Origin of the sequence: Streptomyces sp. NPDC002886, assembly GCF_042888445.1 — a bacterium.
Lineage (GTDB): Bacteria > Actinomycetota > Actinomycetes > Streptomycetales > Streptomycetaceae > Streptomyces.
In genome coordinates this window covers 527,053-550,018 of record NZ_JBIAPV010000004.1, presented here as the reverse complement: position 1 = coordinate 550,018, position 22,966 = coordinate 527,053, and the positions used below count along the sequence as shown (strand labels likewise).

Annotated in this window: 27 protein-coding genes; 12 read left to right on the top strand and 15 right to left on the bottom strand. The window is 73.3% G+C overall.

Annotation, left to right across the window (positions count from 1 at the left end):
* Positions 1-132: 132 nt before the first annotated feature.
* The 3 genes from ACFYYB_RS20840 to ACFYYB_RS20830 all read right to left on the bottom strand — a co-directional run bounded on the left by ACFYYB_RS20840 (position 133) and on the right by ACFYYB_RS20830 (position 3,277).
* Positions 133-798, bottom strand: coding sequence for an NAD(P)-dependent oxidoreductase (locus tag ACFYYB_RS20840; protein WP_389436689.1), 666 nt, complete (start codon positions 796-798; stop codon positions 133-135).
* 127 nt (positions 799-925) lie between these two features.
* The gene (locus tag ACFYYB_RS20835) at positions 926-1,450 is read right to left on the bottom strand and encodes a hypothetical protein (protein WP_389436688.1); all 525 of its coding nucleotides are present in this window, start codon (positions 1,448-1,450) and stop codon (positions 926-928) included.
* 81 nt (positions 1,451-1,531) lie between these two features.
* Positions 1,532-3,277: a VanW family protein gene (locus ACFYYB_RS20830; RefSeq protein ID WP_389436687.1), complete on the bottom strand. Its 1,746-nt coding sequence runs from the start codon at positions 3,275-3,277 to the stop codon at positions 1,532-1,534.
* Positions 3,278-3,478: 201 nt separating this feature from the next.
* Here ACFYYB_RS20830 and ACFYYB_RS20825 point away from each other — a divergent pair, with 201 nt between their 5' ends.
* Both ACFYYB_RS20825 and ACFYYB_RS20820 read left to right on the top strand, forming a co-directional pair.
* Positions 3,479-4,516 carry an NUDIX domain-containing protein gene (locus ACFYYB_RS20825; protein WP_389436686.1) on the top strand — a complete coding sequence of 346 codons (1,038 nt, stop codon included), beginning with the start codon at positions 3,479-3,481 and terminating at the stop codon, positions 4,514-4,516.
* Between the two features lie 54 nt (positions 4,517-4,570).
* On the top strand, positions 4,571-5,107 hold the full coding sequence (locus tag ACFYYB_RS20820) for an SRPBCC family protein (protein WP_389436685.1): 537 nt from the start codon (positions 4,571-4,573) through the stop codon (positions 5,105-5,107).
* A 46-nt stretch (positions 5,108-5,153) separates the two neighbouring features.
* Here the strand turns inward: ACFYYB_RS20820 and ACFYYB_RS20815 are convergent, their stop codons facing one another.
* Positions 5,154-6,143 carry a hypothetical protein gene (locus tag ACFYYB_RS20815; protein WP_389436684.1) on the bottom strand — a complete coding sequence of 330 codons (990 nt, stop codon included), beginning with the start codon at positions 6,141-6,143 and terminating at the stop codon, positions 5,154-5,156.
* Between the two features lie 221 nt (positions 6,144-6,364).
* Between ACFYYB_RS20815 and ACFYYB_RS20810 the strand changes: the two genes are divergently transcribed.
* On the top strand, positions 6,365-6,910 hold the full coding sequence (locus tag ACFYYB_RS20810; RefSeq protein WP_389436683.1) for a hypothetical protein: 546 nt from the start codon (positions 6,365-6,367) through the stop codon (positions 6,908-6,910).
* Between the two features lie 87 nt (positions 6,911-6,997).
* Here ACFYYB_RS20810 and ACFYYB_RS20805 read toward each other — a convergent pair whose 3' ends face one another.
* Positions 6,998-8,500, bottom strand: coding sequence for a DEAD/DEAH box helicase (locus ACFYYB_RS20805; RefSeq protein WP_389436681.1), 1,503 nt, complete (start codon positions 8,498-8,500; stop codon positions 6,998-7,000).
* Between the two features lie 109 nt (positions 8,501-8,609).
* On the bottom strand, positions 8,610-9,104 hold the full coding sequence (locus tag ACFYYB_RS20800; RefSeq protein WP_389436680.1) for a MarR family transcriptional regulator: 495 nt from the start codon (positions 9,102-9,104) through the stop codon (positions 8,610-8,612).
* Positions 9,105-9,209: 105 nt separating this feature from the next.
* Between ACFYYB_RS20800 and ACFYYB_RS20795 the strand changes: the two genes are divergently transcribed.
* The gene (locus ACFYYB_RS20795) at positions 9,210-9,578 is read left to right on the top strand and encodes an HGxxPAAW family protein (protein ID WP_389436679.1); all 369 of its coding nucleotides are present in this window, start codon (positions 9,210-9,212) and stop codon (positions 9,576-9,578) included.
* Here ACFYYB_RS20795 and ACFYYB_RS20790 read toward each other — a convergent pair.
* The gene (locus tag ACFYYB_RS20790; RefSeq protein WP_389436678.1) at positions 9,496-10,530 is read right to left on the bottom strand and encodes a 2-oxoglutarate and iron-dependent oxygenase domain-containing protein; all 1,035 of its coding nucleotides are present in this window, start codon (positions 10,528-10,530) and stop codon (positions 9,496-9,498) included. The genes ACFYYB_RS20795 and ACFYYB_RS20790 overlap by 83 nt on opposite strands.
* A gap of 223 nt (positions 10,531-10,753) precedes the next feature.
* Between ACFYYB_RS20790 and ACFYYB_RS20785 the strand changes: the two genes are divergently transcribed.
* Positions 10,754-10,960, top strand: a complete 207-nt coding sequence (locus ACFYYB_RS20785; RefSeq protein WP_388495703.1) for a cold-shock protein — start codon at positions 10,754-10,756, stop codon at positions 10,958-10,960.
* A gap of 96 nt (positions 10,961-11,056) precedes the next feature.
* Positions 11,057-11,581: an AAA family ATPase gene (locus ACFYYB_RS20780; protein WP_389437224.1), complete on the top strand. Its 525-nt coding sequence runs from the start codon at positions 11,057-11,059 to the stop codon at positions 11,579-11,581.
* A 12-nt stretch (positions 11,582-11,593) separates the two neighbouring features.
* Here the strand turns inward: ACFYYB_RS20780 and ACFYYB_RS20775 are convergent, their stop codons facing one another.
* Positions 11,594-12,169 carry a TetR/AcrR family transcriptional regulator gene (locus ACFYYB_RS20775; protein WP_389436677.1) on the bottom strand — a complete coding sequence of 192 codons (576 nt, stop codon included), beginning with the start codon at positions 12,167-12,169 and terminating at the stop codon, positions 11,594-11,596.
* A complete protein-coding gene (locus tag ACFYYB_RS20770; RefSeq protein WP_327308407.1) occupies positions 12,166-12,519 on the bottom strand; it encodes a DUF1304 domain-containing protein in 354 nt (117 codons plus the stop codon). Before ACFYYB_RS20770 ends, ACFYYB_RS20775 begins: the two co-directional genes overlap by 4 nt.
* A 137-nt stretch (positions 12,520-12,656) precedes the next feature.
* Between ACFYYB_RS20770 and ACFYYB_RS20765 the strand changes: the two genes are divergently transcribed.
* Together ACFYYB_RS20765 and ACFYYB_RS20760 are read left to right on the top strand one after the other, a co-directional pair.
* A complete protein-coding gene (locus tag ACFYYB_RS20765; RefSeq protein WP_389436676.1) occupies positions 12,657-13,691 on the top strand; it encodes a BtrH N-terminal domain-containing protein in 1,035 nt (344 codons plus the stop codon).
* Positions 13,692-13,828: 137 nt separating this feature from the next.
* Positions 13,829-15,574, top strand: a complete 1,746-nt coding sequence (locus ACFYYB_RS20760) for a cation:proton antiporter (protein WP_389436674.1) — start codon at positions 13,829-13,831, stop codon at positions 15,572-15,574.
* A gap of 18 nt (positions 15,575-15,592) precedes the next feature.
* Here ACFYYB_RS20760 and ACFYYB_RS20755 read toward each other — a convergent pair whose 3' ends face one another.
* From ACFYYB_RS20755 to ACFYYB_RS20745, 3 genes are all read right to left on the bottom strand, one after another.
* A complete protein-coding gene (locus ACFYYB_RS20755) occupies positions 15,593-15,790 on the bottom strand; it encodes a ferredoxin (RefSeq protein ID WP_389436673.1) in 198 nt (65 codons plus the stop codon).
* A 5-nt stretch (positions 15,791-15,795) separates the two neighbouring features.
* Complete coding sequence (locus tag ACFYYB_RS20750) at positions 15,796-16,986, bottom strand: cytochrome P450 (RefSeq protein ID WP_389436672.1); 1,191 nt, start codon at positions 16,984-16,986, stop codon at positions 15,796-15,798.
* A gap of 110 nt (positions 16,987-17,096) precedes the next feature.
* Positions 17,097-17,435: a thioredoxin family protein gene (locus tag ACFYYB_RS20745; protein ID WP_389436671.1), complete on the bottom strand. Its 339-nt coding sequence runs from the start codon at positions 17,433-17,435 to the stop codon at positions 17,097-17,099.
* A gap of 94 nt (positions 17,436-17,529) precedes the next feature.
* Between ACFYYB_RS20745 and ACFYYB_RS20740 the strand changes: the two genes are divergently transcribed.
* On the top strand, positions 17,530-17,799 hold the full coding sequence (locus ACFYYB_RS20740) for a hypothetical protein (RefSeq protein WP_327308412.1): 270 nt from the start codon (positions 17,530-17,532) through the stop codon (positions 17,797-17,799).
* A 63-nt stretch (positions 17,800-17,862) separates the two neighbouring features.
* Here ACFYYB_RS20740 and ACFYYB_RS20735 read toward each other — a convergent pair whose 3' ends face one another.
* Entirely contained in the window at positions 17,863-18,237 is a 375-nt protein-coding gene (locus ACFYYB_RS20735; protein WP_389436670.1) for a hypothetical protein, read from the bottom strand.
* Between the two features lie 205 nt (positions 18,238-18,442).
* Between ACFYYB_RS20735 and ACFYYB_RS20730 the strand changes: the two genes are divergently transcribed.
* Both ACFYYB_RS20730 and ACFYYB_RS20725 read left to right on the top strand, forming a co-directional pair.
* A complete protein-coding gene (locus tag ACFYYB_RS20730; protein ID WP_389436669.1) occupies positions 18,443-18,802 on the top strand; it encodes a YciI family protein in 360 nt (119 codons plus the stop codon).
* An 85-nt stretch (positions 18,803-18,887) separates the two neighbouring features.
* A complete protein-coding gene (locus ACFYYB_RS20725) occupies positions 18,888-20,117 on the top strand; it encodes an RNA polymerase sigma factor (protein WP_389436668.1) in 1,230 nt (409 codons plus the stop codon).
* 76 nt (positions 20,118-20,193) lie between these two features.
* On the opposite strand, the gene ACFYYB_RS20720 is transcribed toward ACFYYB_RS20725, so the two are convergent.
* A complete protein-coding gene (locus ACFYYB_RS20720) occupies positions 20,194-21,687 on the bottom strand; it encodes a condensation domain-containing protein (protein WP_389436667.1) in 1,494 nt (497 codons plus the stop codon).
* An 80-nt stretch (positions 21,688-21,767) separates the two neighbouring features.
* Entirely contained in the window at positions 21,768-22,166 is a 399-nt protein-coding gene (locus ACFYYB_RS20715) for a hypothetical protein (RefSeq protein ID WP_389436666.1), read from the bottom strand.
* A 46-nt stretch (positions 22,167-22,212) separates the two neighbouring features.
* On the opposite strand from ACFYYB_RS20715, the gene ACFYYB_RS20710 reads away from it, so the two are divergent.
* Positions 22,213-22,962 (top strand): hypothetical protein, encoded by a 750-nt coding sequence (locus ACFYYB_RS20710; protein ID WP_389436665.1) that lies wholly within the window; start codon positions 22,213-22,215, stop codon positions 22,960-22,962.
* Positions 22,963-22,966: the final 4 nt, after the last annotated feature.

The window sequence follows — 22,966 nt, the reverse complement described above, 5'->3', positions numbered from 1 at the left end:
CTGCGGGCCGAGGCTGATGCCCGGCCACTCTAGGGAGACGGAACCCGCCCGGACCAGCGAATATCGGCGGCGCGGCGCGGCGGGGCGGGGCGGGGCGAGACGGGACGGGCCGGAGCGGGTGCGGGACGGGACTCAATACCCGACGGTGAACCGCTTGCCCGCGTGCGCGTCGCGCTCGATCTCGTCCAGCAGCGCGACCGCGAAGTCCTCCGTGGAGATAAGGCTCTTGCCGTCGTCGTCCACGACGAGCTCGTCGAGCCCCAGCCGGTACGTGCCCGTCCGGGTGCCCGGCTCGATCGTGGCGGCCGGGCTGAGGTTGGTCCAGTGGACCTCGTCCACCGGAACCGTCCGCAGGAAGTCGAGGGCGTCCCCGTGGGCGTGCATGACGGCGAGCACCGGCGCCGGGATCCCGGCCTGGTCCCAGACCTTCGGTCCGCCGGGGGTGCGCAGGGACCCCGCTCCGCCGACGGTGACCACGCGCGGCCGGGGCCCGTCCTCGCCGTGCGCCTGCACGCCGCCGATCAGCGCCTTGGCCGCGGCGACGAGCGTGCCCGGATCCCCGGAGCCGGGACCGTACGCGCTGACCACCACGTCCTGGCCGGTGGTCGCCCGGGTCACGGACGAGGGATCGAGGACGTCTCCGCGTACGACGGTGACGTCGGCGGAGCTGGCCTCGGACTCGGCGAAGTGCGCGGGATCGCGCACCACGGCCGTGACCTGGTGTCCGCGCCCGAGTGCTTCGTGGAGCACCCGGGATCCGATGGTGCCGGTCGCGCCGAAGAGAGCGATCTTCGCCATGGCCACTCCTGGAGGTGGAGGCTGGAGGGGCCCCGGTCGGGGTCCGCCGGGCCCATCCAAGCGAATCCCGCCTCCCGCACCCGGCAGCGCCACGCGGTCAGCGGCAGGCCGGTCCATGGCAGGCCGGTCAATGGCACAGCGCGACGATGGCCGGGTCCACCGTCCCCCGGGCCGCCGCGCACAGCGGCGCCATGTCGTACGAACGGTTCGGCGCGGGCCGGCCGCGCCGGGCCTTCGCGGCGGGCGCCGCGGGCTTCTTCTTCGGAGCGGCCCGCCGGGGCCGCTCCGTCCGGTGCCGGGGCGTGGCGGGCTTCACCCGGCTCCGGGCCCGGGCGGCGGGCCCCCGGGGAGGGTCCGGCTGGCGGGCGACCACGGTCCGGGGCGCGGGCGCCGAGGCGTCATCCGCTGCCGGTACCGGCGGCGGAGCCGCATCCTGCGGGACCTCCGGCAGCGTCCCCAGCGGACCGGCGCCGTCGGCCGGTCCCGGCAGGCCCGTCCGTACCTCCGTCGGTACCGGCCCTGCTGCGGGCGCCGGCCCGGGAGCGCTCCCCGGCCCGGCCGGACCCACGGTCACACATCCGGTCAGACACCCGGCCGCCACGGCCAGCGCGACGATGATCTGGGGCACCCACGGGCCCCGGCGCGACTCCATCCGCCCACCCTGCCCGACGAACGCCCGCACCCCCGCACGCGCTCACCCGCACGGGTGGTCCGGTTTCCCCGACGGGATGAATCAGCCGCAGGTCACGCTGTCCCTCGGCGTGTAACGGGTCTTCATCGTCTCCCGCTTGACCTCTTGCCCGCCCCGCACGAACACCCGGTCGACGGCGACGTCGAAGCCCTCCAACGGGGACTGCGGTTCACACTTCGGGCCGGTGTCCGTGCGGGTGGCGGGCGGTTTGACGTTCGTCCGGGGGCCCTTGGCCGCGCGGATCTCGTCGTACTTCTTCGTTCCCAGGAAGGTGATGGTGATCGAGGTGTCGGTCGCCTCGGCCTGGATGTAGAGGGCCTTGCCCGAGTCGTTGGCGAAGCGCAGGTCCAGGCTGCCCCACGCCACGGTGGCCTCTCGGCCCTCCGGGTAGCGCTCGATGTAGAAGGAGTGCGCGCCGTACTCGACGGGCTTGACCCCGGAGAAGAACATCGCGTTGAAGACCGTGGTGGCCACCGCCGAGACGCCGCCGCCCGCGGCCTTCTCGTACTGGCCGTTGTTGATGATCAGGCCGTCGACGAAGCCGTTCTCCTTCGTGCGCTCGCCGACGCGGCGGTTGAAGCTCCATGTCTCGTCGGGCAGTACGAGCGAGCCGTTGATCAGCTCCGCGGCCCGTCCGATGTTCGTCGTGCGGTAGGGGGCCTTCTCGAAGTCGACGGTGAAGGAGGACACCTCCTCCTTGATGCCCAGCTGCCCGATCGTGTTCCCGGTCAGCTTCGGCCGGACCTCCTCCGTGGCGACCTCACCGGTACGCTCCGCCGCGCCCACCCGCGTCAGCAGCGGCAATACGGCGGCGGACAGGCCCTCCTCGGCGACCCGGCGTCCGGCCCGGCCCTCCTCGGCGACGGAGACCGCGCCCGCGGAGTCCGTACGCAGCTTCGCCTCGACGGGTCCCGGCGTGGCCTGTCGCAGGGGACCGGACAGCTCCGGGTCGGCGAGCAGCGCCTTGGCGTCGAGGCCGGGCGCGAGCCGGCCCCGGCCGTCGTCCTTGAGAGTGAGGTGCTTGGCGAGGACCGCGGGGCCGACGGGTATGCGCTTGCCCTGCACGGTCAGGGTGACCGGCGCGGACACCGCGGGTACGGCGAACTCCTTCAGCGCCCGGTCGGTCTCCTGCTGCCCGATATGGGGCTGCGTGCTCCGGACGGGGAGCACGACGGGCTCCCCGCCCGCCGGCCGGGTGTAGGAGGAGCGGAGCACACCGAGGGAGCCGTCGACGTCGAGCTCGCTGCCGGTGACCGGGGCGACCGCCTTGGCCTTGCCGTTCTCGAAGGAGACGGAGCCCTCCCGGACTTCCCGCCGGGTCTTCGCGGCGATCCCGTCCAGGGCGGAGCGGGCCGCCTTCTCGTCGAGGCGGACTACCGGTTCCACCGCGGGATCGCCGGAGGAGAACAGTCGGCCGATCACGCTGACGGGGTCGGAGCCCGAGCGGGCCGCCCGGTCGACGGTGGCGCCGGTGTCCAGGGAGAGGCCGAGCGTCGCGGGCTGCGCCCGCTCGGTCCGCTCCCCGATCCGCAGGTCGAGCGGGGACGCGGCGGACGGGCCGAGCGCACGGTTCAGGGTCTGCCGGGCCTCGGCGCGGCTCATCCCGCCTATGTCGACGCCGCGCACCTTCGTGCCGGAGGCCACGTCGTCGCCCGCCAGCAGCAGGCCCGCGGCGTACAGCCCACCGAAGCCGAGGACCGCGACGCCGCCCGCCACCCCGGCCACGCCCGGCACGGTCCACCGTTTTCCGGCGGCCGCGGGGGTGTCCGTACGGGGTGCGCGTCGCATGGGTGGGTCTCTCCTCGGTTCGGTGACGTGGTCGGACCGGCGGTTTTCATGCCGCCAGTCCGCCCCGGGAACGTAGCAAGATCCGTGTAACCAGGTAATAAGGAGGTATAGGGGTGGCAAAGGGGAATGTGTTGATCTCCGTAACCCGGGGGCCGTCCGGGCTGTTGCACAGCCCGTTGCCCCTACGGTGAACGGAGTCCGATGCCGCAGCTGACCGACGAGGACGTGACGCAGGACACGGGCGCCGCCCCGCCCGCGCGCCCCGGCACGTGGATGACCCCGGAGGAGTACGGGGCCTCCCGCGCCACCCTCTGGACCGGCGCCGTCGTCCTCGTCACCGATGCCGACGGACGCGTCCTCGTCCAGAGCGTCGACTACCGCCCCGACCGGCTGCTGCCGGGCGGCGCCGTGGACGCCGGCGAAGCACCGGCCGCCGCGGCCGCCCGCGAGATGTACGAGGAGCTCGGCGTCGAAGGCCGCTACCCGCGCGGCCTCGCCGTCGACTGGATCCCGGCCGACGCGCCGGGCATGCCGCCCGGGATGCGGTTCCCCGGCGAGATCCTGCACGTCTTCGACGGCGGGACCTGGACCCGCGACCGCATCGACTCCGTCCGCCTCCCCGCGCAGGAGATCACCGGCATCCACTTCGCCGAACCGGCCGAACTGCCCACCCTGATGGACGCGGGTGACGCCCGCCGGGCCCTGTCCGCCCTGCGCGCCCGGATCAACGGAGGCGGCGCCGCGCTGCTGGAGGACGGCCGCCCCACCGATCCCACCGTCCTGGACCGGCTCGGCGTCCTGCGCAGCCGCCGCGTCCCCCTGCACGGCACGTGGCACCCGGGCCCCGCACCCGCGCACCTGACGCCCCGGGACCCCGCCGGCTGGCTCTTCGCCCCCGACGGGCGCGTCCTGCTGCTCGTCGCCCGGGCCACCGGCGCCGCCCACCTCCCGCCCCCGGCGCCGGGCCGCACCGCGGGCGCGCTCCCGCTCGGGTACCGGTACGCCGACCAGGGCGCCCACCCGCGCACCGCGGCCCGGCTCACGGCGCTGCCCCCGGGCCCGGACCCGGCGTACGCCCGGCTGCTGGCCACCCCCGAACAGGTCCGCGAACTCAGCGACTGGGGCCCGGCCGGCCACGAGGAGCTCGCCGCCGTCCACGCCGCCCGCGCCCACCTCTCCCTCCCGGCACCGCCCCGCACCCCACCCACGGAACTCCCCGAGGAGGGCTGCCACTGGTGAGCGCGGAGCGGCTCAATCCCCGCCCAGCGGGCCCCGGTCCCGCAGCATGAGGGGATGAGCGAGACTGCGATCACCTACACCGTCTACGTCCAGGCCGATCCCGCCCGCGTGTGGCAGGCCCTGACCGAGCCCGCGTTCACCCGCCGCTACTGGGGGCTCGACTTCGAGACGGACTGGCGGGTGGGCTCGACGATGGACTGGGTGGAGCGCGGGGCACGGACGAGCGATCCGGAGCAGGTGGTGCTGGCGTGCGTACCGGAGCGGCTGCTCTCCTACACCTGGCACACCTTCACCCCGCAGTGGGCCGCCTCCGTGGGCATCGGCGAGGAGCTGCGCGCCGAACTGGCCCGCGAGCGGCGCACGAAGGTGACGTACGAGATCGAGCCGGTCGGTGACACCCTCTCCCGGCTCACCGTCCTCCACGAGGGCTTCGAACCGGGCGGCACCCTCATCGGCATGTGCGGCCGTGCCTGGCCGATGCTCGCGTCCAGCCTCAAGACCCTCCTGGAGACCGGCGCCCCGCTCCCGGAGCAGGGGCACGCGAACGACCGGGGTTCCGGCGGTTACGAGAGCCACGACTCCCGGGCCTGAGCGCACGGTCCCCGGTCCGAGCGGGACGCGGTCCCGCCGGATCCGGTCAGGTGCGCGAGGGGACGGTGCAGCGCGGCGGGCCGGCGGGGATCTCCGTGCTCTCGTCGTACGGGTCGACCACCGGCCACGGCCGGTCGGCGGTCTTCGCCTCCTTCGAGAAGTAGGGGTGGACGAAGCCGTCGACCGTGCCGCAGTCGTGGTTGCCGAGCTGCCGGCGGTAGTCGGCCGCGATCAGCTTCCCGGCGCTCACCCCGGGGGACCCGGCCGGGGCGTAGAGCAGGACCAATTGCCGGCGGACGACGACCCGCGCCACTTCCTCCGTGCCGTGGGCCGGTCCCGGCTCCCAGAGCGGTTCCGTGCGCCGCAGGGCGTAGACGAAGGTGTAGTCGGCGCGGATCCGCAGCTGTCCGGGGACGCCGCCCGCCGCGAAGGACATCCGGCCGCGCACGCGGACGCCCTCGTCGGCCACGGTGAGCTCGGCGGGGTCGAAGCGCGTGAACATCTCGGTGGGATCGGCGTCCGGGAGGCCGGGCGAGCGCAGGTGGCCGGCCAGCCGGGCACGTACGGGATCCTGGGGATCGAGCAGCTCCAGGGCCGCCGTGGGCTGCCCGCCCCGCAGCACCCCCGGATCCAAGTTGGCCGCGACCACGAACTCCCGTGCCCGACGCAGTCCTTCCCCGACCTGCCGCGCGGACAGGGAACCGACCGCCGCGGGAGGGGGCAGCGGGAGGTCCTCCGCGCCGGCCGCCCAGCCGCGGGCCGGCGAGCCGCGCAGCGGCAGGTTGGTCGTCGCCGGCCAGGCGTCGGGCCACAGCTCCTCCTCGAGCGCGGCGGCGGCGTAGGGCTCGTCGGCGGGCCGCGGCCCGGTGCTGGTCACCAGCCACGTGGCGAGGCCGGCCAGCGCGAGGGCGGCGACGGCTCCGACGCACGCGCGCCGCCGCCGCTGCCGGCGCCGGTCCGCGAGGAAGGCCTCCTCGCGGTGCGGGCCCCGCGCCTCCGCCCGTAGTCTCGTGATGTAGTCCACCGGATCCGACATGCTCGGCCCCCGCCCTCGGTCTTGGTTCGGGCCATCCCATCGGTCGCCGCTCACCTGGCACAAGACGTGCCGTGATCAAGTAATGCTCCTGTGACCTGCGCGGATGCGGTCTCGGCGGATGCGGCCTCGGCGGGTGCGGAACCAGTCCGGCGGCACGTAGTCCGGCGACTTGATGCCACCCTGACAACCTGTCGTTCACCGGTGTCGTGTGGAATGGCCGCATGGGGAGAAGCGAGCACCAGATACGCCACGGCGGCCCGGAGCGCCGGCCCGCCGGGATCGACGGGACGACGGGCGCGGTGGCGGTGAACACGCCGCCCGAGCACTGGCGCTACGCCCGGCACCTGGAGTCCCTGGCAGCCGTCTCCGGCCAGCCCGCGGAAGCCGAGGCCGTGGCCGCCGTGCTGCGCGACCCGGACCTGGTGATGGCCGAGAGCGCCGTGGTCACGCACCTGGACCGACGGGCGGCCGGGCTGCTGGCCGACGAGGCCTTCCCGGCCTGGGCGCAGGCCGTGGGAGCCGCCATCGGCGGCCGCACCTTCGCGGCCCGCAGGCTGCGCGAATGGACCCTGCTGAAGGCCGTCACGCGCGGCGAGCCCTGGTCCGCGGCGGAGCTCCTCGCCGCCTCCGACTGGTGTCAGGGCACGGCGGCCCGGTCCCTGCACGCGGACGATGCGCTGCGGCTGCTCGCGGAGGGCGCCCGGACCCGTCGGGTCCGCAACGCGGCGGCGCAGCGACTGCTGCGGCGGGCCGCCGTCGGCGCGTGACCCGATCGGAGTCCCGGAACGCACGGGAGGGCCGGGACCGCACCGCGGTCCCGGCCCTCCCGTGCTGCCGTAGCCCCCTGCTCGGCGCTACTTCGTGCCGCGCCGCACCCGCGCCGCCGCGCGGGCCTCGGCGGCCTGCCGGGCCTCGATGGTCTTGCGCGACTCCTTGCCCTTGCCGGGCCGCCCGGGCCGGGTGCCGATGCCGCGGAAGCCGAGGTCCGAGCCCGAAGGCCGGCCCTTGGCGTCGGTGGCCGCGGCGCCGGCCAGCGGCACGCCGGAGGGGGCCTTCGCGCCGGTGATGCGGCTCAGCGCGGCCTCGCCGGAGCGCACCTGGGTGATGGTCGGCCGGATCTTGGCGTCGGCCATCAGCCGGACGATGTCCCGCCGCTGGTTCGGGGTGACCAGGGTGACGACCTTGCCGGACTCGCCGGCGCGCGCGGTGCGGCCGCCGCGGTGCAGGTAGTCCTTGCTGTCGGCCGGCGGGTCCACGTTGACCACGAGGTCGAGGTCCTCGATGTGGATGCCGCGGGCGGCGACGTTGGTCGCGACCAGGACGTTCAGCAGGCCGTCCTTGAACTGGCCCAGGGTCCGGGTGCGCTGCGGCTGCGACTTGCCGCTGTGCAGTCCCTCGGCGCGTACGCCCATGGCCCGCAGGTGCTTCACGAACTGGTCGACCCCGTGCTTGGTGTCCAGGAACATCAGCACCCGGCCCTCGCGCGCAGCGATCTCGGTCGCCGCCGAGATCTTGTCGGCGGCGTGGATGTGCAGCACGTGGTGGTCCATCGTGGACACCGAAGCGGACTGCGGGTCCACGGAGTGCCCGACGGGGTCCTTCAGGTACCGCTGGACCAGCTGGTCGACGTTGCGGTCCAGGGTCGCCGAGAACAGCATCCGCTGGCCCGCGTGGTGGCACTGGTCGAGGATCTCGGTGACCTGCGGCATGAAGCCCATGTCGCACATCTGGTCGGCCTCGTCGAGGACGACGATCTTCACGCGTTCCAGGTGCACGTCGCGCCGGCCGATGAGGTCGCTCAGCCGCCCCGGGGTGGCCACCACGATCTCGGCGCCGGTGCGCAGCGCGCCCGTCTGCTTGCCGATCGACAGGCCGCCGACGACCGTGGCCATGCGCAGCTTCAGGGCCTGCGCGTACGGGGCCAGGGCCTCGGTCACCTGCTGCGCCAGCTCACGGGTCGGTACGAGGACCAGCGCGAGCGGCCGCTTGGGATCGGCCTGCTGACCCGCCGTCCGGGCGAGCATGGCCAGGCCGAAGGCCAGCGTCTTGCCCGAGCCGGTCCGCCCGCGGCCGAGGATGTCGCGGCCCGCCAGGGAGTTGGGGAGGGTCGCCGCCTGGATGGGGAACGGCTCCGCGACCCCCTGGTCGGCCATCGTCGTCACCAGCTCAGGGGGCAGGCCGAGCTCCGAGAAGGACTCCACCGGCGGCAGCGCCGGCGTGGTCGTCCGGGGCATTGAGTACTCGCCCTGGGGGCCGAGGGTCCGCGGGGTCTTCCCGCCGCCCTTCGCACCGCCCTTCGGGCCTGCCTTCGCTCCGGGCTTGATGCCGAAGCGCCCATGAGGTGACGGGTTCTTCATGCAGAACCTTCCGTGAGACGCGTGTCGAAAATGGCGGGGCAAAATGTTTGGTCAAGATGATCGGGAGCGCGACGAGAACGTCGCCAAAAGGCAAATTTTACCATCGGGCCTACGGGGCCAGCGGCCCGAGTTCCCCGGCCCGTACCCGGTCCAGATGGGCGGTGACCTCGGCCGTCGCGCGCCCGAACCAGTCGGCGATGACGGCGATCTCGTCGGGGGTGTACTCGGCGAACACCGCACCGAGCCGGGCGTAGAAGGGCTCGTAGACGGCGAAGATCCGCGCGGCGGCCGCGGGCTCCGCGACCACCCGTACGCGGCGCCGGTCGGCGGGATCGGGCTGCCGGCTCGCGTACCCGGCGCGCTCCAGGCGGTTGAGCACCCCGGTCACCGCGCCGGTGGTGAGGCTGGTCAGCTCGGCGAGGTCGCCCGCGCCGAGCGGGTTCTCCCCGGCGCCCAGGATGTGGCCGAGGCAGGTCAGGTCGGTGACGTTCAGTCCCAGGAGCTGCGCCACCTCCTGCTGGCCGACGATGCCGAGGGCGACGTACCGGTCCATGCGCGTGAGCGCGTCCTGGACCGTGGCCGCGGGGCGGGGCTTGCCCTGCACGCAGATACTCCTTAGCATCTAAGTTACTTAGCTCGTGAGATAAATGGCTTTCTCGGTAAGAGAACGCACTTCGAGCCTACTGACCCGACGAACCAGGGGAGAACGATGAGCGCTCACGGCCACGTAGACCTCGGCCACACGGTGGCCGGTTGGACCGGCACCGCGATCGCGCTGGTGGGAAGTGCGACGGCGGGCGCGGCCCTGTGTGCCTCCTGGACCCCCGGCATCTGGATCGGCCTCGCGGTCGTGGCCGTGGCGGGGCTCGTCACCTGGCTGCTGCACCTCGCCGGCTGGGGCAAGCCGAGCGGGCCCCGCCCGGAGAGCCAGTGGGACTGGCGGGTCCGAGACACCGCCGCCCACACAGGTCACGCGGACTGCCTGGGATGCCGCGTCAGCGGGCCCCGGCGAGCGCTCGCAGCAGCCCCTCGGCCTCGATCCGCCGCGTCGTTGCCCGCTGCGGATAGCACCGCATGAACATCCGGGTGAAGTGCTCCCCGTAGTGGATCACCGAGCCGTCCCCGCGGTCCTCACCGGTGTGGGCGAGGGGGCGGACGCGGGCGCCGAAGCGCGGCTCGTGGAAGTAGGCGAGGGCGTACCGCTCCCGGTCCGCCAGTCGCACCCGGTGCGGGGTCGACAACAGCGCGCCGCCGGTCGTGAACTGGAGGATGTCCCCGGGGAACACCGTCAGCACCCGCGCCACGGGCCGTACGGCGCTCCAGCCGGGCCGGTCCTCGGCGAAGCCCGCCGTGCTCTCGCCCGGCAGCCAGTTGCGCGGGCGGTCCTCGCCCGTCACCGGAGGCCGTACGAAGAGACCGCCCACCTCGTCCTGGGCGGCGATCACGAGCAGCCCGTAGTCGGTGTGGGCGCCGATCCCGCGCTCCGCGGTCCGCTCGGCGGCGGGGAAGCGCAGCACCCGCATGTGGTGCCAGCCGCCGCGGGTCAGGCCCGCGAGCCGGTCGATGCCGGCCGGACCGAGGCCGAGCCCGAGGGCCACGAGCCGCAGCAGCCGCTCGCCGAGCCCGCCGACGCCCGCCAAGTAGGCCTCCATGGCCGCGCGGTAGCCGGGGGAGGGCCAGGGGACCGGACCGTGGCAGGGCAGGCCGCCGGCCGCCGCCGCGGGGATGTCGGGGGTGATGGTGAAGATCTCCGAGGCGTCCGGCCGTCCGGCTGTCACCTCCTCGCCCGAGGCGATGTACCCGCTGTACGAGGTGTCGTTGACGTACGCGGCCTTCTCCGCCGCGGGTCGGGCGAAGAAGCGCCGGCTCGCCGCCAGCGCGGCCCGCGTACGGGCCTCCTGCCGTCCGTCGACGGCCACTTGGAAGATCCCGTCGCGCTGCCAGGCGCGGACCATCGCCCCGCCGAGCATGATGTCCGCCGTCGTTCCCGTGATCCGAGCCGGCACCCGGAACGTCGCGAGCTCGCCCATGTCCGTCCCCTCTCGAAGACTCCTTCGGAGCGCCCCGCCGGGAGCCCTTCCCAGGGCCCCTGCGAAGGCCTGCTCCCCCGTTTCACGGACGGGCCGGAGAAAAGTTCGAATATCCGGAAGCACCCCGGTTGGCCGCGCTTGGCGTGTGCTCGGGCCGATCAATGGGCAGGATCGGGTCCGGCCGCGTGTGCGGCCGGTGGAACGTTGTGAAGGATCAGTACAGATGGCAACTGGCATCGTGAAGTGGTTCAACTCGGAGAAGGGGTTCGGCTTCATCCAGCAGGACGACGGTGGCCCCGACGTGTTCGTGCACTTCTCCGCAATCCAGACCACCGGCTTCAAGGAGCTGGCGGAAGGCGCGAAGGTCGAGTACGACGTGACGCAGGGGCCGAAGGGACCCCAGGCGGAACAGGTGGTCACCATCGGGTAGCACCACTTCACGAGCCCGGCCCGTGACGTGAGCCCCGCCGGATCTTCCGGCGGGGCTCACGCACGTCCGGAGCGGGCGGGTAGCGTGGGCCGGATGATGACCGGCACGCCGGACACCCGGCTGATCGTGCTGCGCGGCAATTCCGCCGCGGGCAAGTCCTCCGTGGCGGAGGGCATTCGAGACCGCCACGGCCGGGGCCTCGCGCTCGTGGGCCAGGACAACCTGCGCCGCGTCGTCCTGCGCGAGCCGGACACGCCCGGCGCGGCGAACATCGGACTCATCGGCAGCGTGGCGCGCTACGCGCTGGACCACGGCTTCCACGTGATCGTCGAGGGGATCCTCTACGCCGACCGCTACGGCCCCATGCTCGACGCCCTGCGCCGGGCCCACCGCGGGCCGACCCACTTCTACTACCTCGACGTGCCGTTCGAGGAGACCCTGCGGCGGCACGCGGGCACACCGCGGGCGGCCGACTACGGCGAGGCGGAACTGCGCGAGTGGTACCGGCCGCTCGACCTCCTGCCGGGCGACTGGGAGAGCGTCATCGAGGCGGAGCACTCGCTGGAGGACACCGTCATCCGGGTCATGGCCGAGACCGGACTGGTGGCCGAACACGGCTGAACCGCCGCGGGATCATCCCGCCCGGTGCAGGGCGATCAGGAGCGGCCAGATCCGGTCCGCCAGCGCGGCCGGGTCCGCGAGGTCGGCGGGCAGGTCGCCGTGCAGCCAGTCCGCGAGCACGGCGGTGAAGGTGGCGGCCACGGCCGAAGCCACCAGCTCGGGGCGCGGGGCGCCCACCGCGGCGCGTTCGGCCCGGCTGCGCTCGCGCAGCTCCCGGTACAGGCGTTCGCCCAGCGGGCCGCCGCCACCAGGCAGGAGCAGGGTGCGGTAGAGCGGTCCCCGGTCGGCGGCGCCGCCCAGGAAGGTGGCCAGCGCGGCCGGGGGACGGGCCGGGGGAAGCGCCGACGGATCCGTCTGCCAGGCGTGCAGGGCGTCGACCGCCGCGTGCACGACGTCGGCGCAGGCGTCCACCGCGAGCGCGGTGAGGTCCTCGTAGTGCAGGTAGAACGTGGCCCGGCCGACGCCCGCCCGGCGGACCACCGCCGAGACGCTGACCTCGCCGAGCGGCCCGTCCGCGCACTCCGCGAGGAGGCTCTCGCGCAGCCGGGCCTTGGTGCGGGCGGTGCGCGGGTCGGTACGGGAGCTCATCCGGCGAGCAGAGCCGCGCCCAGGGCGAGGGCGCCGGGCAGGGCCTGGGCGACGAGGATGCGGCGGTTGGCGGTCGCGGCCCCGTACACCCCGGCGACGATCACGCAGACGAGGAAGAAGATCTGCGTGGCGAGCGAGTCGATGACGAGCGACCAGACCAGGCCCGCGGCGAGGAATCCGTTGTAGAGGCCCTGGTTCGCGGCGAGCGGGGCGGTCAGGCGGGCCGTGTCGGCATCGAAGCCGGACAGGGCGCGGCCGGGCGGCCGCTGCCACAGGAACATCTCCAGGACGAGGAAGTACGCGTGCAGTGCGGCGACGAGGCCGATGAGGATCGCTGCGACCGTGTGCACGGCCACCTCCCGGAGGGATCGGGTTGAGCGGAGGGTGGTCCCGCCGACTTCCTGGGCAACTGTACAGGAACTTTCTGGGCAGCTGTCCAGGAAGTCGGGTAGCGGCCGGGGCTCCGCGGCGCGGCTACGCTGACCGCATGACTGCGCACGTATATGAAGACTTCGCCCCCGGCACTCACCGCGAGGCCACGCTGATCCGGCACGCGCTCGGCAGCGTGCACGAAGAGGCCCTGGTCGCGGGCCTGGCGGGCGGTATCGGCTTCATGTACTTCGTGTTCGAGTACGCGGGCCGGCCGCCGATGCCGACGATCGTCGCCCAGGCCCACCCCGACCCCTGGGTCCAGGTCGCCCTCGGCCGCCTGCGCATCCCGTACGAGGCCACGCGCAGCGCCAAGCCCCGCTGGAACCGGGTCGAGGCGGCCCTCGACGCCGGGGCGCCGGTGTTCTGCACCGTCGACCGGTCCGCCCTGCCCTGGCACGGCCCCGCCCCGATGGCCGAGCTGGCCGCCGCCGATCCGTACGTGGTGGCCGTGGTCGGCTACGACGGGGACACCTTCCAGGTCGACGACCCGGCGGCCGGTCTGGACGGCGCCGGAGCCCCCTACGCGATCGGCCGCGAGGAGTTCGGCGCGGCCTGGTCCGGGCACAAGAAGGGCCGCCACCAGATGGTGGTGACCACCGGGAAGCCCGCGGGTGAACCCGACCTGGACGAGGCGATCGCCGCCACGGTCTCCCGCCTCACCGGACCGGTCCTCGGCAACCACTTCGACGTCAACTTCGGCTTCTCCGGCATGGAGAAGTTCGCCGCACAGCTGCGCGACACCGGCACCAAGACGGGCTGGGAGCGCCGCTTCGCCACGCCCGAGGCCTTCGCCGTCGGTACGGAGCGGCTGTACGCGTGCCTGGAGGAGGAGTGGACCGCCCCGGGCGCCACCCGGCCGCTGTACGCGGACTTCCTCGACCTCGCCGGGCACGGCGAGGCGGCCGCGCTCTTCCGCGACTCCGGGCTGCAGTGGTCGCGGCTCGCCGAGCTGGCCCGTGCCGCCGACCCCGACACGGACGCCGCGGGACGGCGGGAACTCTTCGACGCCTGCGCCGGGCTCGTGGACGGCGCCCTGGTGCTGGAGCGGCAGGCGGTCGCGCTGCTGCCGCAGTCGGGGCCTGCCGAGTAACGGCGGCACGGCGGCGCTGGGCCGCTGGGCCGCTGGGCCGCATCAAAGGTGGAGTCGCTCAATTTTTGACGCGGTGAAACCTCGGGGCGTACGGTGGACAAATCGTCCCCGAGCACCCCTAAGGCCCTGTACCGCGCATGGAAATGACCCTCGTCTCGATCGTCGGCGTCAGCAGCATCGTCGCCGTCGCCGCCTTCTCGAAGAGGCTCGGCCTCGCCGCTCCGCTGAGCCTGGTGGTCGTCGGCATCGCCCTCAGCTTCGTACCGGGCGTGCCGGCGCTCGCCATCGAGCCGGAGTGGGTCCTCGCGGGCGTGCTGCCACCGCTGCTCTATTCCACGGCCGTGAACATGCCCGCGTCGGACTTCCGTCGCAACATCAAGGCGATCAGCGGTCTCGCGGTGCTGCTCGTGGCCGTCACCACCCTCGGTGCGGGCTGGCTCTTCCACTGGCTGATGCCCGGCCTCGGCTGGCCCGCCGCCTTCGCCCTCGGCGCCGTGGTCAGCCCCACCGACGCGGTCGCCGCGACCTCCATGGGCAAACAGCTCGGTCTTCCGTCGCGGCTGCTGACCATGCTGGAGGGCGAAGGCCTCGTCAACGACGCCTCCGCGCTGGTGCTGCTGCGCTCCGCGATCGCGGCCATGGCCGGAACGGTCTCCCTGGCCGGGGTCGCCGGAAACTTCCTCTTCTCCGTGGCCCTCGCCACCGCCGTCGGCATCGTCGTGGGCCTCGTCAACGTGCGGGTCCGTGCGCTGCTCAAGGACAGCCTGCTGAACACCGCGATCTCCTTCGTCGTGCCGTTCGTCGCCTTCCTTCCGGCCGAGGAGTTCCATGCCTCCGGTGTCCTCGCGGTGGTCGTCGCGGGGCTGGTCACCGGCCACCAGGCCCCGCGCTTCCTCAGCGCCCAGGACCGGCTGGCCGAGGCCATGAACTGGCGCACCCTCGCCTTCCTGCTCGAAAGCGCGATCTTCCTCCTGATGGGACTCGGCCTCAAGGGCCTCCTCGACGAGGTCGCCGCGGACGGACTCAGCGCCTGGCGCGCCCTGTTCATCGGCCTCGCGGCAGCCGCGCTGGTGATCGTGGCGCGCATGGTGTTCGTCGCCCCGCTCATCGCCTCGCTGCGCAAGGACGCGCAGCGGGCCGCCGCGAGCAAGCCCCGGCTCGACTGGCTGATGGACCGCCTCGGAGCCCCGGAGTCCGAGCAGCAGGCCAATCCGCTGCGCCCCCGCAGGGAGCTGACGCCCCGCCGCAGGGAGCAGATGAAGGAGCGCGTCACCCGGGCCTCGGCCGACGTCGACTTCAAGGTCAACGAGAGCCTCGGCTGGCGCAGCGGCGTGGCCCTGGCCTGGGCCGGGATGCGCGGCGCGATCACGGTCGCCGCGGCGCAGACCCTGCCCGAGGACACCCCGTACCGCCCCCAGTTGCTGCTCATCGCCTTCGTGGTCGCCACCACGACCCTGTTGCTCCAGGGCCTGACCCTGCCCGCCGTCATCCGGTCGGTGAAGATCTCCGGCGACGACCCGGTCCGCTTCCAGGAGGAGTACCGCAGGCTGCTGGAGGAGGTCGCCGAGGCCGGCCGGGCCGTACTGGAGGAGCCCGGCCTGGTACGGGGCGACGGCAGTCCGTACGCGCCGGAGGTCCTCGCGAAAGTCCGCGAGGACGCCCGGCTGGACCGGAAGGACGAGGCCGCCGCCGTCCCCGCGATCGAGGGAGCCCGTGAGCAGTACGTGGACCTGCGGCTCGGCGTGATCGCGGCCTCGCGGGACGCCGTGCTGGCCGCCCGCTCGACCGGGGTCTACAGCTCGCAGGCCATCAACCAGGCACAGCGGGGGCTGGACCTGGACGAGGCCATGTTCCAGAGGCTCAGCGCCACCGCCGGGCTCTGAACGGCGGCCGGCTCCCGCTCAGGCCCCTTCGACCCTGATCGCCGACACCGGGCAGGCCCGGGCGGCCTCCCGCAGCAGCGGGCTGCCGGCGCCGTCCTCGCGCCCCGGCAGCAGGGCGCCGAAACCGTCCTCGTCCTGGGTGAACACGGCCGGGGCGGTCAGGGCACACTGTCCGGCCCCGATGCACCGGTCCGTGTCCACGGAGACCCGGGTCACCCGGCTCACCACGCCACGGGGAGTTCGAGCATGCCCTGGACGGTGTCCCCGGGCTTGAAGGGGATCCGGTCCGGCTCCGCCGCCAGCCGCAGGCCGGGGAGCCGCCCGAAGAGGGTGCCGAGCGCGATCTCCATCTCGGCGCGGGCCAGGTTCTGGCCCAGACACTGGTGGATGCCGAAGCCGAAGGCCAGATGGTGCCGGGTCGACCGGTGCCAGTCCAGGGTGTCGGGCTCCGCGAAGACGCTCTCGTCGCGGTTGATCACGGAGGTGGAGAAGATCACCCCGTCGTCGGCGCGGACCGTCACCCCGCCGATCTCGATGTCCTCGGCCGCCACCCGGAGCATGCCGTCCGCGATCGACAGGAACCGCATCAGCTCCTCCACCGCCGCCGGCAGCAGCGTCGGATCGGCGCGCAGCTCGTCCAGCTGCTCGGGGTGGCTGAGCAGGGTGAACGTACCCAGCGAGATCATGTTGGCCGTGGTCTCGTGTCCCGCGATGAGCAGGATCGCGGCCAGCGCGACCAACTCCTCCACATCGGTCTCGCCGGTCTCCAGCCGCCGCGCGATCAGCTCGTCGAGGAGACCCTCGCCCGGATGCCCGCGCTTGTGGCCGATCAGCTCGCGCAGATAGCCGTCGAGCTGCTCCCGGGCGTCCTCGACATCGGCGAGTTCGGGGCCGCGCAGCAGCCGCCGGGACTGGCTCTCGAAGAACTCGTGGTCCGCGTACGGGACTCCGAGCAGGGCGCAGATCACCATCGACGGCACCGGCAGGGCGAAGGCGCCGACCAGTTCCGCGCGGGGCCCGGCGGCGAGCATCCCGTCGATCAGCCGGTCCACGGTCTCCTGGATCCGGGGGCGCAGGGCCGCCGTGCGCCCCAGTGAGAAGCTCGGGATCAGCATCCGGCGCTGGGTGTTGTGGACGGGGTCGTCGACGCCGAGCAGGGCGGCGCGCCGGTTGCTCAGGCCTTTGAACCGCCTGGTGGGGGCGGGGAAGGAGAGGTTCTGCCGGTCGGCGGAGAGCCGGCCGTCGGAGAGCAGGGCGCGCGCCTCGGCGTGCCCGGAGACCACCCACACGGAGCGGCCGTCGAAGAGGGTGACCCGGGAGAGCGGCCGGCCCGTGCGCAGCGGTTCGTAGGCCGCCGGCGGGTGGTAGGGACAGGTTCGGTCCTGGGGGAAGGCAATGGTCTTCTCGGACATGCAGCACCTCGCACGCGATGGTTCCGTTTCGCCGGGATCCATTACATGCCTCAGGCACCTATCCGATCCATGTGACTTTCGGCCAGATCGCGCACCTTCGCCCGGACGGCTCAGAGGTGAGCGTCGAGGAAGGCTCGGAGCCCCTCCGCCGTCATGGCCCCCGCCTGTGTCGCCACCGGCTCGCCGCCCGCGATGAGTACGGCCGTCGGGGCGCCCGTCACCTCGTACCGCTTGGTCTGCGCGGGGCAGCGGGTGATGTCCACGCGCACCGCCGTCAGCCGGGTCCCGTACTCCTGCGCCAGTGCGGCCACGGCCGAGTCCATCGCGCGGCACGGCTCCAGGGCCTTGGGCCAGCTGCCGCAGAAGTAGGCGAGCACCGGCCCGTCCGTCATGCCGAGGATGAAGTCGAACTCCTGGTCCTCCAGTGGCTGGTGTACCCGACGTGCCATGGATGGTGCTCCGCTTCGTGTGCCGTGCGATCCGAACGGCTCCCATCATCGCCGTTCGGGCCCGTTGTCAGTGCCGTCTGTGAAGCTGACCGGTATGGACGACAGGATGCTCCGGCGCCGGGTCTACGGCGCCGATCACGACGACCCCGACCCGGGTCCGCTCCCGGGGCACGCCTACGGAGAGCTCGTGGGCGGGCCCCTCGACGGGCTGCTGCTCGACATCACGGGCTGGAGCGGACCGCAGCTCGCCGAGGAGGCCCGGCTCCCGACGGAGATAGGGCGCTACGGGTCCGGGGGCCGGGCCCACTACCGCCGCCGCGCGTCCGATCCCGGTCACTGGGACTGGACGGGCGACAGCCGCTGACGGCGGGGCGGCCGGAGGCTTGGGCCCGCCCTCGGCCGCCCTCAGCCTGCGCTCGGCCCGCCCTCAGCCCGCCGCGTTCCGGCCGACCTTGCGGGCCCACAACACCAGCGGGACCTGGAGCGGCAGCCGGCCCAGGGCCACGGCCCGCAGGGCGGGGGAGCGGTGGCGGGCGTCGGCGGCCATCTTGACGTTCGCGGGGAACACGCCGACGAAGAAGGCCGCCGTGGCCAGTGCCGCGACCCTGCGGGTGCGCGGGTGGGCGACCCCGGCCGCGAGCGCGAGTTCCGCCGCGCCGCTGGCGTAGGTCCACTGGCGCGGGCTGCCGGGCAGCGAGCGCGGCACGATCGCGTCGAACTGGCGGGGCGCGACGGCGTGCGCCACGGCCGCGCCGGCCAGCAGACCGGCGAGCAGGAGCGGCGAGGAAGGCATGCGCGGCATCGGGGAATCCTCTCGGAGGGGCCTGGGCCCGGCGATCCTACTCGCCGGTAGCTCCGGTGGGGGCGGCGATCGGAATCCGTGCTGCCTCGCGCGTCCCAAAAGTCGCCGAAGATTTTTCCGGGAAGCTGTCGATCCCGGCGTCTCCCGTTCGACGCAGGGGTGAGAGGCGGGGAAGGGCCCCGTCCTCCACCACCGAGGAGTCACCATGCCGCGCTTCCTTTCGCTCATCCGCATCGACGAGCAGAGCCTCACCCCCGACACCCCCTTCCCGGCCGACTTCAACGACCGCATGGGCGCCCTGATGGAGGAGATCACCAAGGCCGGGGTCATGCTCGACACCGCCGGTCTGCTCCCCACCTCCGAAGGGACCCGCGTCACCTGGTCGGGCGGGAAGCTCAGCTACACCGACGGGCCCTTCACCGAGACCAAGGAGGTCGTCGGCGGGTACGCCCTCATGCAGTGCAAGGACAAGGACGAGGCGCTGGAGTGGACCAAGCGCTTCCTGGAGATCCACCCGGAGAACTGGACGGTCGGCGCCGAGCTCCGCCAGCTCGACGGAAGCTGACCGCGCCGCGCGGCGCCGCGTCAGGCATCTAACGCCGGTTTGCCCTGCCTCGTCACGGCTGCTCTGATGGGTGGCCGTGACGGCAGTGAGTACGACCCGAGCGGTCGAAGCGGTGTTCAGGATCGAGTCCGCGCGGATCATCGCGGGCGTCGCCCGGATCGTGCGCGACGTCGGCATCGCCGAGGAGATCACCCAGGACGCGCTGGTCGCGGCGCTGGAGCAGTGGCCGGTCTCCGGCGTGCCCGACACACCAGGGGCCTGGCTGATGGCCACCGCCAAGCACCGGGCCATCGACCTCGTCCGCCGCAAGGAGACCTACGCGCGCAAGCTCGCCGAAGTGGGCCGCACCCTCGAGGACGTCCCGCCGCCGGAGGAGGAGGGCGCGCTCGCCGATCCCGAATCCATCGACGACGACCTGCTGCGGCTGATCTTCACCGCCTGCCACCCGGTCCTCGCCACCGAGGCCCGGATCGCGCTGACCCTGCGGCTGATGGGCGGCTTGACGACCCAGGAGATCGCCCGCGCCTTCCTCTGCCCCGAACCCACCGTCGCCCAGCGGATCGTCCGCGCGAAGCGGGCGCTCGCGAAGGCCGCGGTGCCCTTCGAGGTCCCGTACGGGGCCGACCGCCAAGAGCGCCTCGCCTCCGTGCTGGAGGTCATCTACCTCGTCTTCAACGAGGGCTACTCCGCGACCGCCGGCGACGACCTCGTCCGCCCCGCCCTGTGCGAGGACGCCCTGCGCCTCGCCCGGGTCCTGGCCGGGCTGATGCCCAAGGAACCCGAGGTGCACGGCCTGGCGGCGCTGCTGGAGTTCCAGGCCTCGCGCATCGCCACCCGCATCGGCCCGGACGGGGAGCCGGTGCTGCTCGCCGACCAGAACCGGTCCAAGTGGAACCGCCTGCTGATCCGGCGCGGGGTCGAGGCCCTGCACCGGGCGGGCACCGGCCCCTACTCCCTCCAGGCCGCCATCGCCGGCTGTCACGCCGACGCCGTCCGCTACGAGGACACCGACTGGCCCACGATCGCCACCCTGTACGGACGGCTCGTCCTGCTGATCCCGTCACCGGTGATCGAGCTCAACCGGGCCGTCGCCGTCTCGATGGCCGAGGGCCCGGCGGCGGCGCTGCCCCTGGTCGATGCCCTGACGGCGGAACCGGCCCTGCGCTCCTACCATTTGCTGCCGAGCGTACGGGGAGACCTGCTGGAGCGGCTCGGCCGCCCTGCGGAGGCCCGCGCGGAGTTCGAACGCGCCGCCTCGCTCACCCGCAACGCCCGGGAACAGGCCCTGCTGCGCGCCCGCGCGGCCCGGCTCTGAGGTCCGCCGTCGGAAGGCGCCACCGGGAGCCGCGGCCCGGGATCGGCCGCGGCCGTGAATCAGCCGCGGCTTTGGATCAGCCGCGGCGGGCGAACGCCGCCACGTCGAGCGGGGTCCGCTCGGGCCGGCGCGGCGGGGTCAGCGCGATGGGGCGGCGCAGCGATCCGTGGCGGGCGATCTCCCGGACCGTCTCACGCAGGGCCTCCAGGAAACCGTCCATGGTGCGGCGGGCGGCGGGGGTGTCCGAGTAGATCGAGTTCATGTGCAGCCCCTCCGCGTCCCGCTGGAACCAGGAGCAGGCGCCGTTGGCCTGGGCCGACCACACGTGGGAGGTGGGCCGCCAGTCCTCGTGGCGCTCGGCGCCCGGGACCTTGCGCATGTCGATGTACGAGAAGAAGTTCACCGGGTACGGCCAGGAACGGGCGGCGAACTCACGGGGTGCGAGCAGCTCCCAGGCGCGCACGAAGGGGACGTCGATGTGGCCGATCATCTCGTTGAAGCCGGCCCGTACCGAGGACATGACCTGCTCGAAGTCCCGGCCCGGCGAGGCGTCGAACTCGATGGGCATGGTGTTGACGAACCAGCCCACCGAGTTGCCCCACCCGGCCCGGCCGCGCTCGCTCACCGGCATGAACCCCCGGTAGACCCCCGGCCCGCCCGCTTCGCGCAGGCAGACCGCGACGGCGGCGAGCACGCCCATGAACGGCTTGCCGCCCACCTCCAGGCAGGCCTTCTCGAAGACCTCCGCCTCCGCGGCGTCCAGCAGCGGTGAGGCCTCGTTCACGATCGAGTACATCCGGCCGGGCTCCACGCCCAGTTCGAGCGGGAAGCGCGGGAAGAACTCGCCGCCGCCGCTCGCCATGAACTCCTTCCAGTAGCCGAGCCGTTCGTCGTCCGCGTCGATGGAGAGGTACCGGCCGCGCTGCTCCTCGGCGAAGTCGAGATAGCTCGGCGCGGGCGCCGTATCGGGCAACTCGCCGCGGCGCAGGGCCTCGTAGCCCTTCTCGACCTCTTGGACCACGATCGGCATCGACATGCCGTCGCAGACGATGTGGTCGAAGGCGAGGTAGACGGTCGCCGACTCCTCGCGCAGGACGGCGCCCATCGTGAACAGCGGCCAGGACAGCGTGTCGATGCTCCGCTTGAACCGCTCCACGAGGAAGGCGGTCAGTTCCTCGGTGCGGTCGAACTCGGCGACCTGGACGGTGTCCAGGGCCAGTTCGGCGGCCGGAATCGGCGCGCACGCCAACTCCCCGGCCAGGCGCCGGAACTCGCAGCGCAGCACCTCGTGGCGGCGTACGAACGCCAGCAGGGAGCCGGTCAGGGCGTCCTCGTCCAGCGGGCCCGTGACCTCGAAGGTGACGGCGATCCAGGACGCGGTCGGGTCGTCGGCCGCGCGGCTCTCCTCGGCGACGGTGAAGTGCTTGTCCTGGTTGAAGGAGGCCCTCCTGTCCGCCGTGGCGTCGGCGCCGTCCGGGCCCGGGGACTGTGCCCCGGCCGTGGACCGCAACCGCCACTCGACGACCCGGCCGGGTGCCATGTGGTGCATCTCCAGAGGAAACTGCCGCATTCCGTCATCCCTTCGACCCCCGAGTCAACCCCGAGCGCCTAACGACACCCGGGCCACGGAAGTGACGCGCGCCGGGGAGTTCACCGAAGGCGGCGCAGGAGCGCGCGCAGACCCCTCGGGCGCGGGGCGGAGTCCTGGACCGGGGGTCCGAGCGGTTCGGGGAGACCGGGGTCGTCCGGTCCGATGCCCTGCTCGACGGCGTCCGCGAGGCGGGTCAGGAACGAGCGGAACTCGGCCTCGTCGTACGGGCGCCATCCCGGATACGGCTCGAACGTCGAAGCGAGCACCTCGTCGGAGGCGACCGCCGCGCGCAGGCCCGCCGCCTGCCGCCGGAGGGGTTCGTCGCTGATGGGGCTCACCCGCAGGGCGACGGCGTAGCGGCCGACCAGATCGTCGTCGAGCGCCGAACCGTCGCTGTGGAACATCGCGTTGTACAGAATGCCGTTGACCAGACAGGTCACCCACGGCTCGACCGCCATCACAATCCCTTCTCTTTCCCGGCCCGCACTCTGGCAGACTCGGCCCATGACCACCGGTCCCGTCGTCGTCTGCGAGGTCCCCGACGGCCTCGGTCTCATAGAAGTCACCGGGGACGACGGCGCCAGCCTGCTCCTCCTCGGGGGCCGGCCCTCCGTGCTGGAGGGAAGCGACTGCTGCGGCAGCGTCGGCTGGCTGGCCTCGCGCGCCACCGGACCGGGAGCTCCGACCCCCGCGGAGGCCAAGGCCCTCACCGCCTGGCTGGCCGCCCCGGAACTCGTCGCCGACCCGCTCACCGGGGACTTCCCGCCCCCGGACCCGGAACGGCTGCGGCCCCTGCTCTCCCTCCTCGCCCCCGGCCGGTACACGATGACCGCCGCCGCGGCCCCGCACCCGCTGCGCGTGGTCCACCCGCGCGCCGAGCACGTCGAGAGCTGGTACGCGGACGAGGAGCTCGCCCTGCTCACCACCGACCACTGGCCCCCGCCCGACAGGGGCGCCGTACGCACGTACGCGGGGCGGATCCGGGCCGGAGACCGGCCCGCGCTGGTGGCCCTGAGCCCCGCCGCGGACTCCATCGCCGCCTACCTCCTGGACGGCCACCACAAGCTGGAGGCCTACCGCCAGGCAGGGATCCAGCCCGTGATCATCCGCCTGACCCCGGTCGCGCCCGCGCCCTTCCGGCTCCAGGACTGCGAACCCCTCCGCGAGGTCTTTCCCGGAGAGCCGCTGGTCCGGATGTTCCGCTACATCCGCGAGGACGCGGACGAGGCGGCCCGGATACGGCGCACGGGCTGAACGG

Coding starts and splice junctions, on each gene's coding strand:
- ACFYYB_RS20810 (WP_389436683.1), top strand. CDS start 6,365: ATGGGGAGAAGCGAGCACCAGATACGCCACGGCGGCCCGGAGCGCCGG.
- ACFYYB_RS20785 (WP_388495703.1), top strand. CDS start 10,754: ATGGCAACTGGCATCGTGAAGTGGTTCAACTCGGAGAAGGGGTTCGGC.
- ACFYYB_RS20790 (WP_389436678.1), bottom strand. CDS start 10,530: ATGGGCGAGCTCGCGACGTTCCGGGTGCCGGCTCGGATCACGGGAACG.
- ACFYYB_RS20825 (WP_389436686.1), top strand. CDS start 3,479: ATGCCGCAGCTGACCGACGAGGACGTGACGCAGGACACGGGCGCCGCC.
- ACFYYB_RS20710 (WP_389436665.1), top strand. CDS start 22,213: ATGACCACCGGTCCCGTCGTCGTCTGCGAGGTCCCCGACGGCCTCGGT.
- ACFYYB_RS20750 (WP_389436672.1), bottom strand. CDS start 16,986: ATGTCCGAGAAGACCATTGCCTTCCCCCAGGACCGAACCTGTCCCTAC.
- ACFYYB_RS20740 (WP_327308412.1), top strand. CDS start 17,530: ATGGACGACAGGATGCTCCGGCGCCGGGTCTACGGCGCCGATCACGAC.
- ACFYYB_RS20780 (WP_389437224.1), top strand. CDS start 11,057: ATGACCGGCACGCCGGACACCCGGCTGATCGTGCTGCGCGGCAATTCC.
- ACFYYB_RS20715 (WP_389436666.1), bottom strand. CDS start 22,166: ATGGCGGTCGAGCCGTGGGTGACCTGTCTGGTCAACGGCATTCTGTAC.
- ACFYYB_RS20745 (WP_389436671.1), bottom strand. CDS start 17,435: ATGGCACGTCGGGTACACCAGCCACTGGAGGACCAGGAGTTCGACTTC.
- ACFYYB_RS20835 (WP_389436688.1), bottom strand. CDS start 1,450: ATGGAGTCGCGCCGGGGCCCGTGGGTGCCCCAGATCATCGTCGCGCTG.
- ACFYYB_RS20775 (WP_389436677.1), bottom strand. CDS start 12,169: ATGAGCTCCCGTACCGACCCGCGCACCGCCCGCACCAAGGCCCGGCTG.
- ACFYYB_RS20815 (WP_389436684.1), bottom strand. CDS start 6,143: ATGTCGGATCCGGTGGACTACATCACGAGACTACGGGCGGAGGCGCGG.
- ACFYYB_RS20765 (WP_389436676.1), top strand. CDS start 12,657: ATGACTGCGCACGTATATGAAGACTTCGCCCCCGGCACTCACCGCGAG.
- ACFYYB_RS20840 (WP_389436689.1), bottom strand. CDS start 798: ATGGCGAAGATCGCTCTCTTCGGCGCGACCGGCACCATCGGATCCCGG.
- ACFYYB_RS20760 (WP_389436674.1), top strand. CDS start 13,829: ATGGAAATGACCCTCGTCTCGATCGTCGGCGTCAGCAGCATCGTCGCC.
- ACFYYB_RS20730 (WP_389436669.1), top strand. CDS start 18,443: ATGCCGCGCTTCCTTTCGCTCATCCGCATCGACGAGCAGAGCCTCACC.
- ACFYYB_RS20830 (WP_389436687.1), bottom strand. CDS start 3,277: ATGCGACGCGCACCCCGTACGGACACCCCCGCGGCCGCCGGAAAACGG.
- ACFYYB_RS20820 (WP_389436685.1), top strand. CDS start 4,571: ATGAGCGAGACTGCGATCACCTACACCGTCTACGTCCAGGCCGATCCC.
- ACFYYB_RS20795 (WP_389436679.1), top strand. CDS start 9,210: ATGAGCGCTCACGGCCACGTAGACCTCGGCCACACGGTGGCCGGTTGG.
- ACFYYB_RS20735 (WP_389436670.1), bottom strand. CDS start 18,237: ATGCCGCGCATGCCTTCCTCGCCGCTCCTGCTCGCCGGTCTGCTGGCC.
- ACFYYB_RS20720 (WP_389436667.1), bottom strand. CDS start 21,687: ATGCGGCAGTTTCCTCTGGAGATGCACCACATGGCACCCGGCCGGGTC.
- ACFYYB_RS20805 (WP_389436681.1), bottom strand. CDS start 8,500: ATGAAGAACCCGTCACCTCATGGGCGCTTCGGCATCAAGCCCGGAGCG.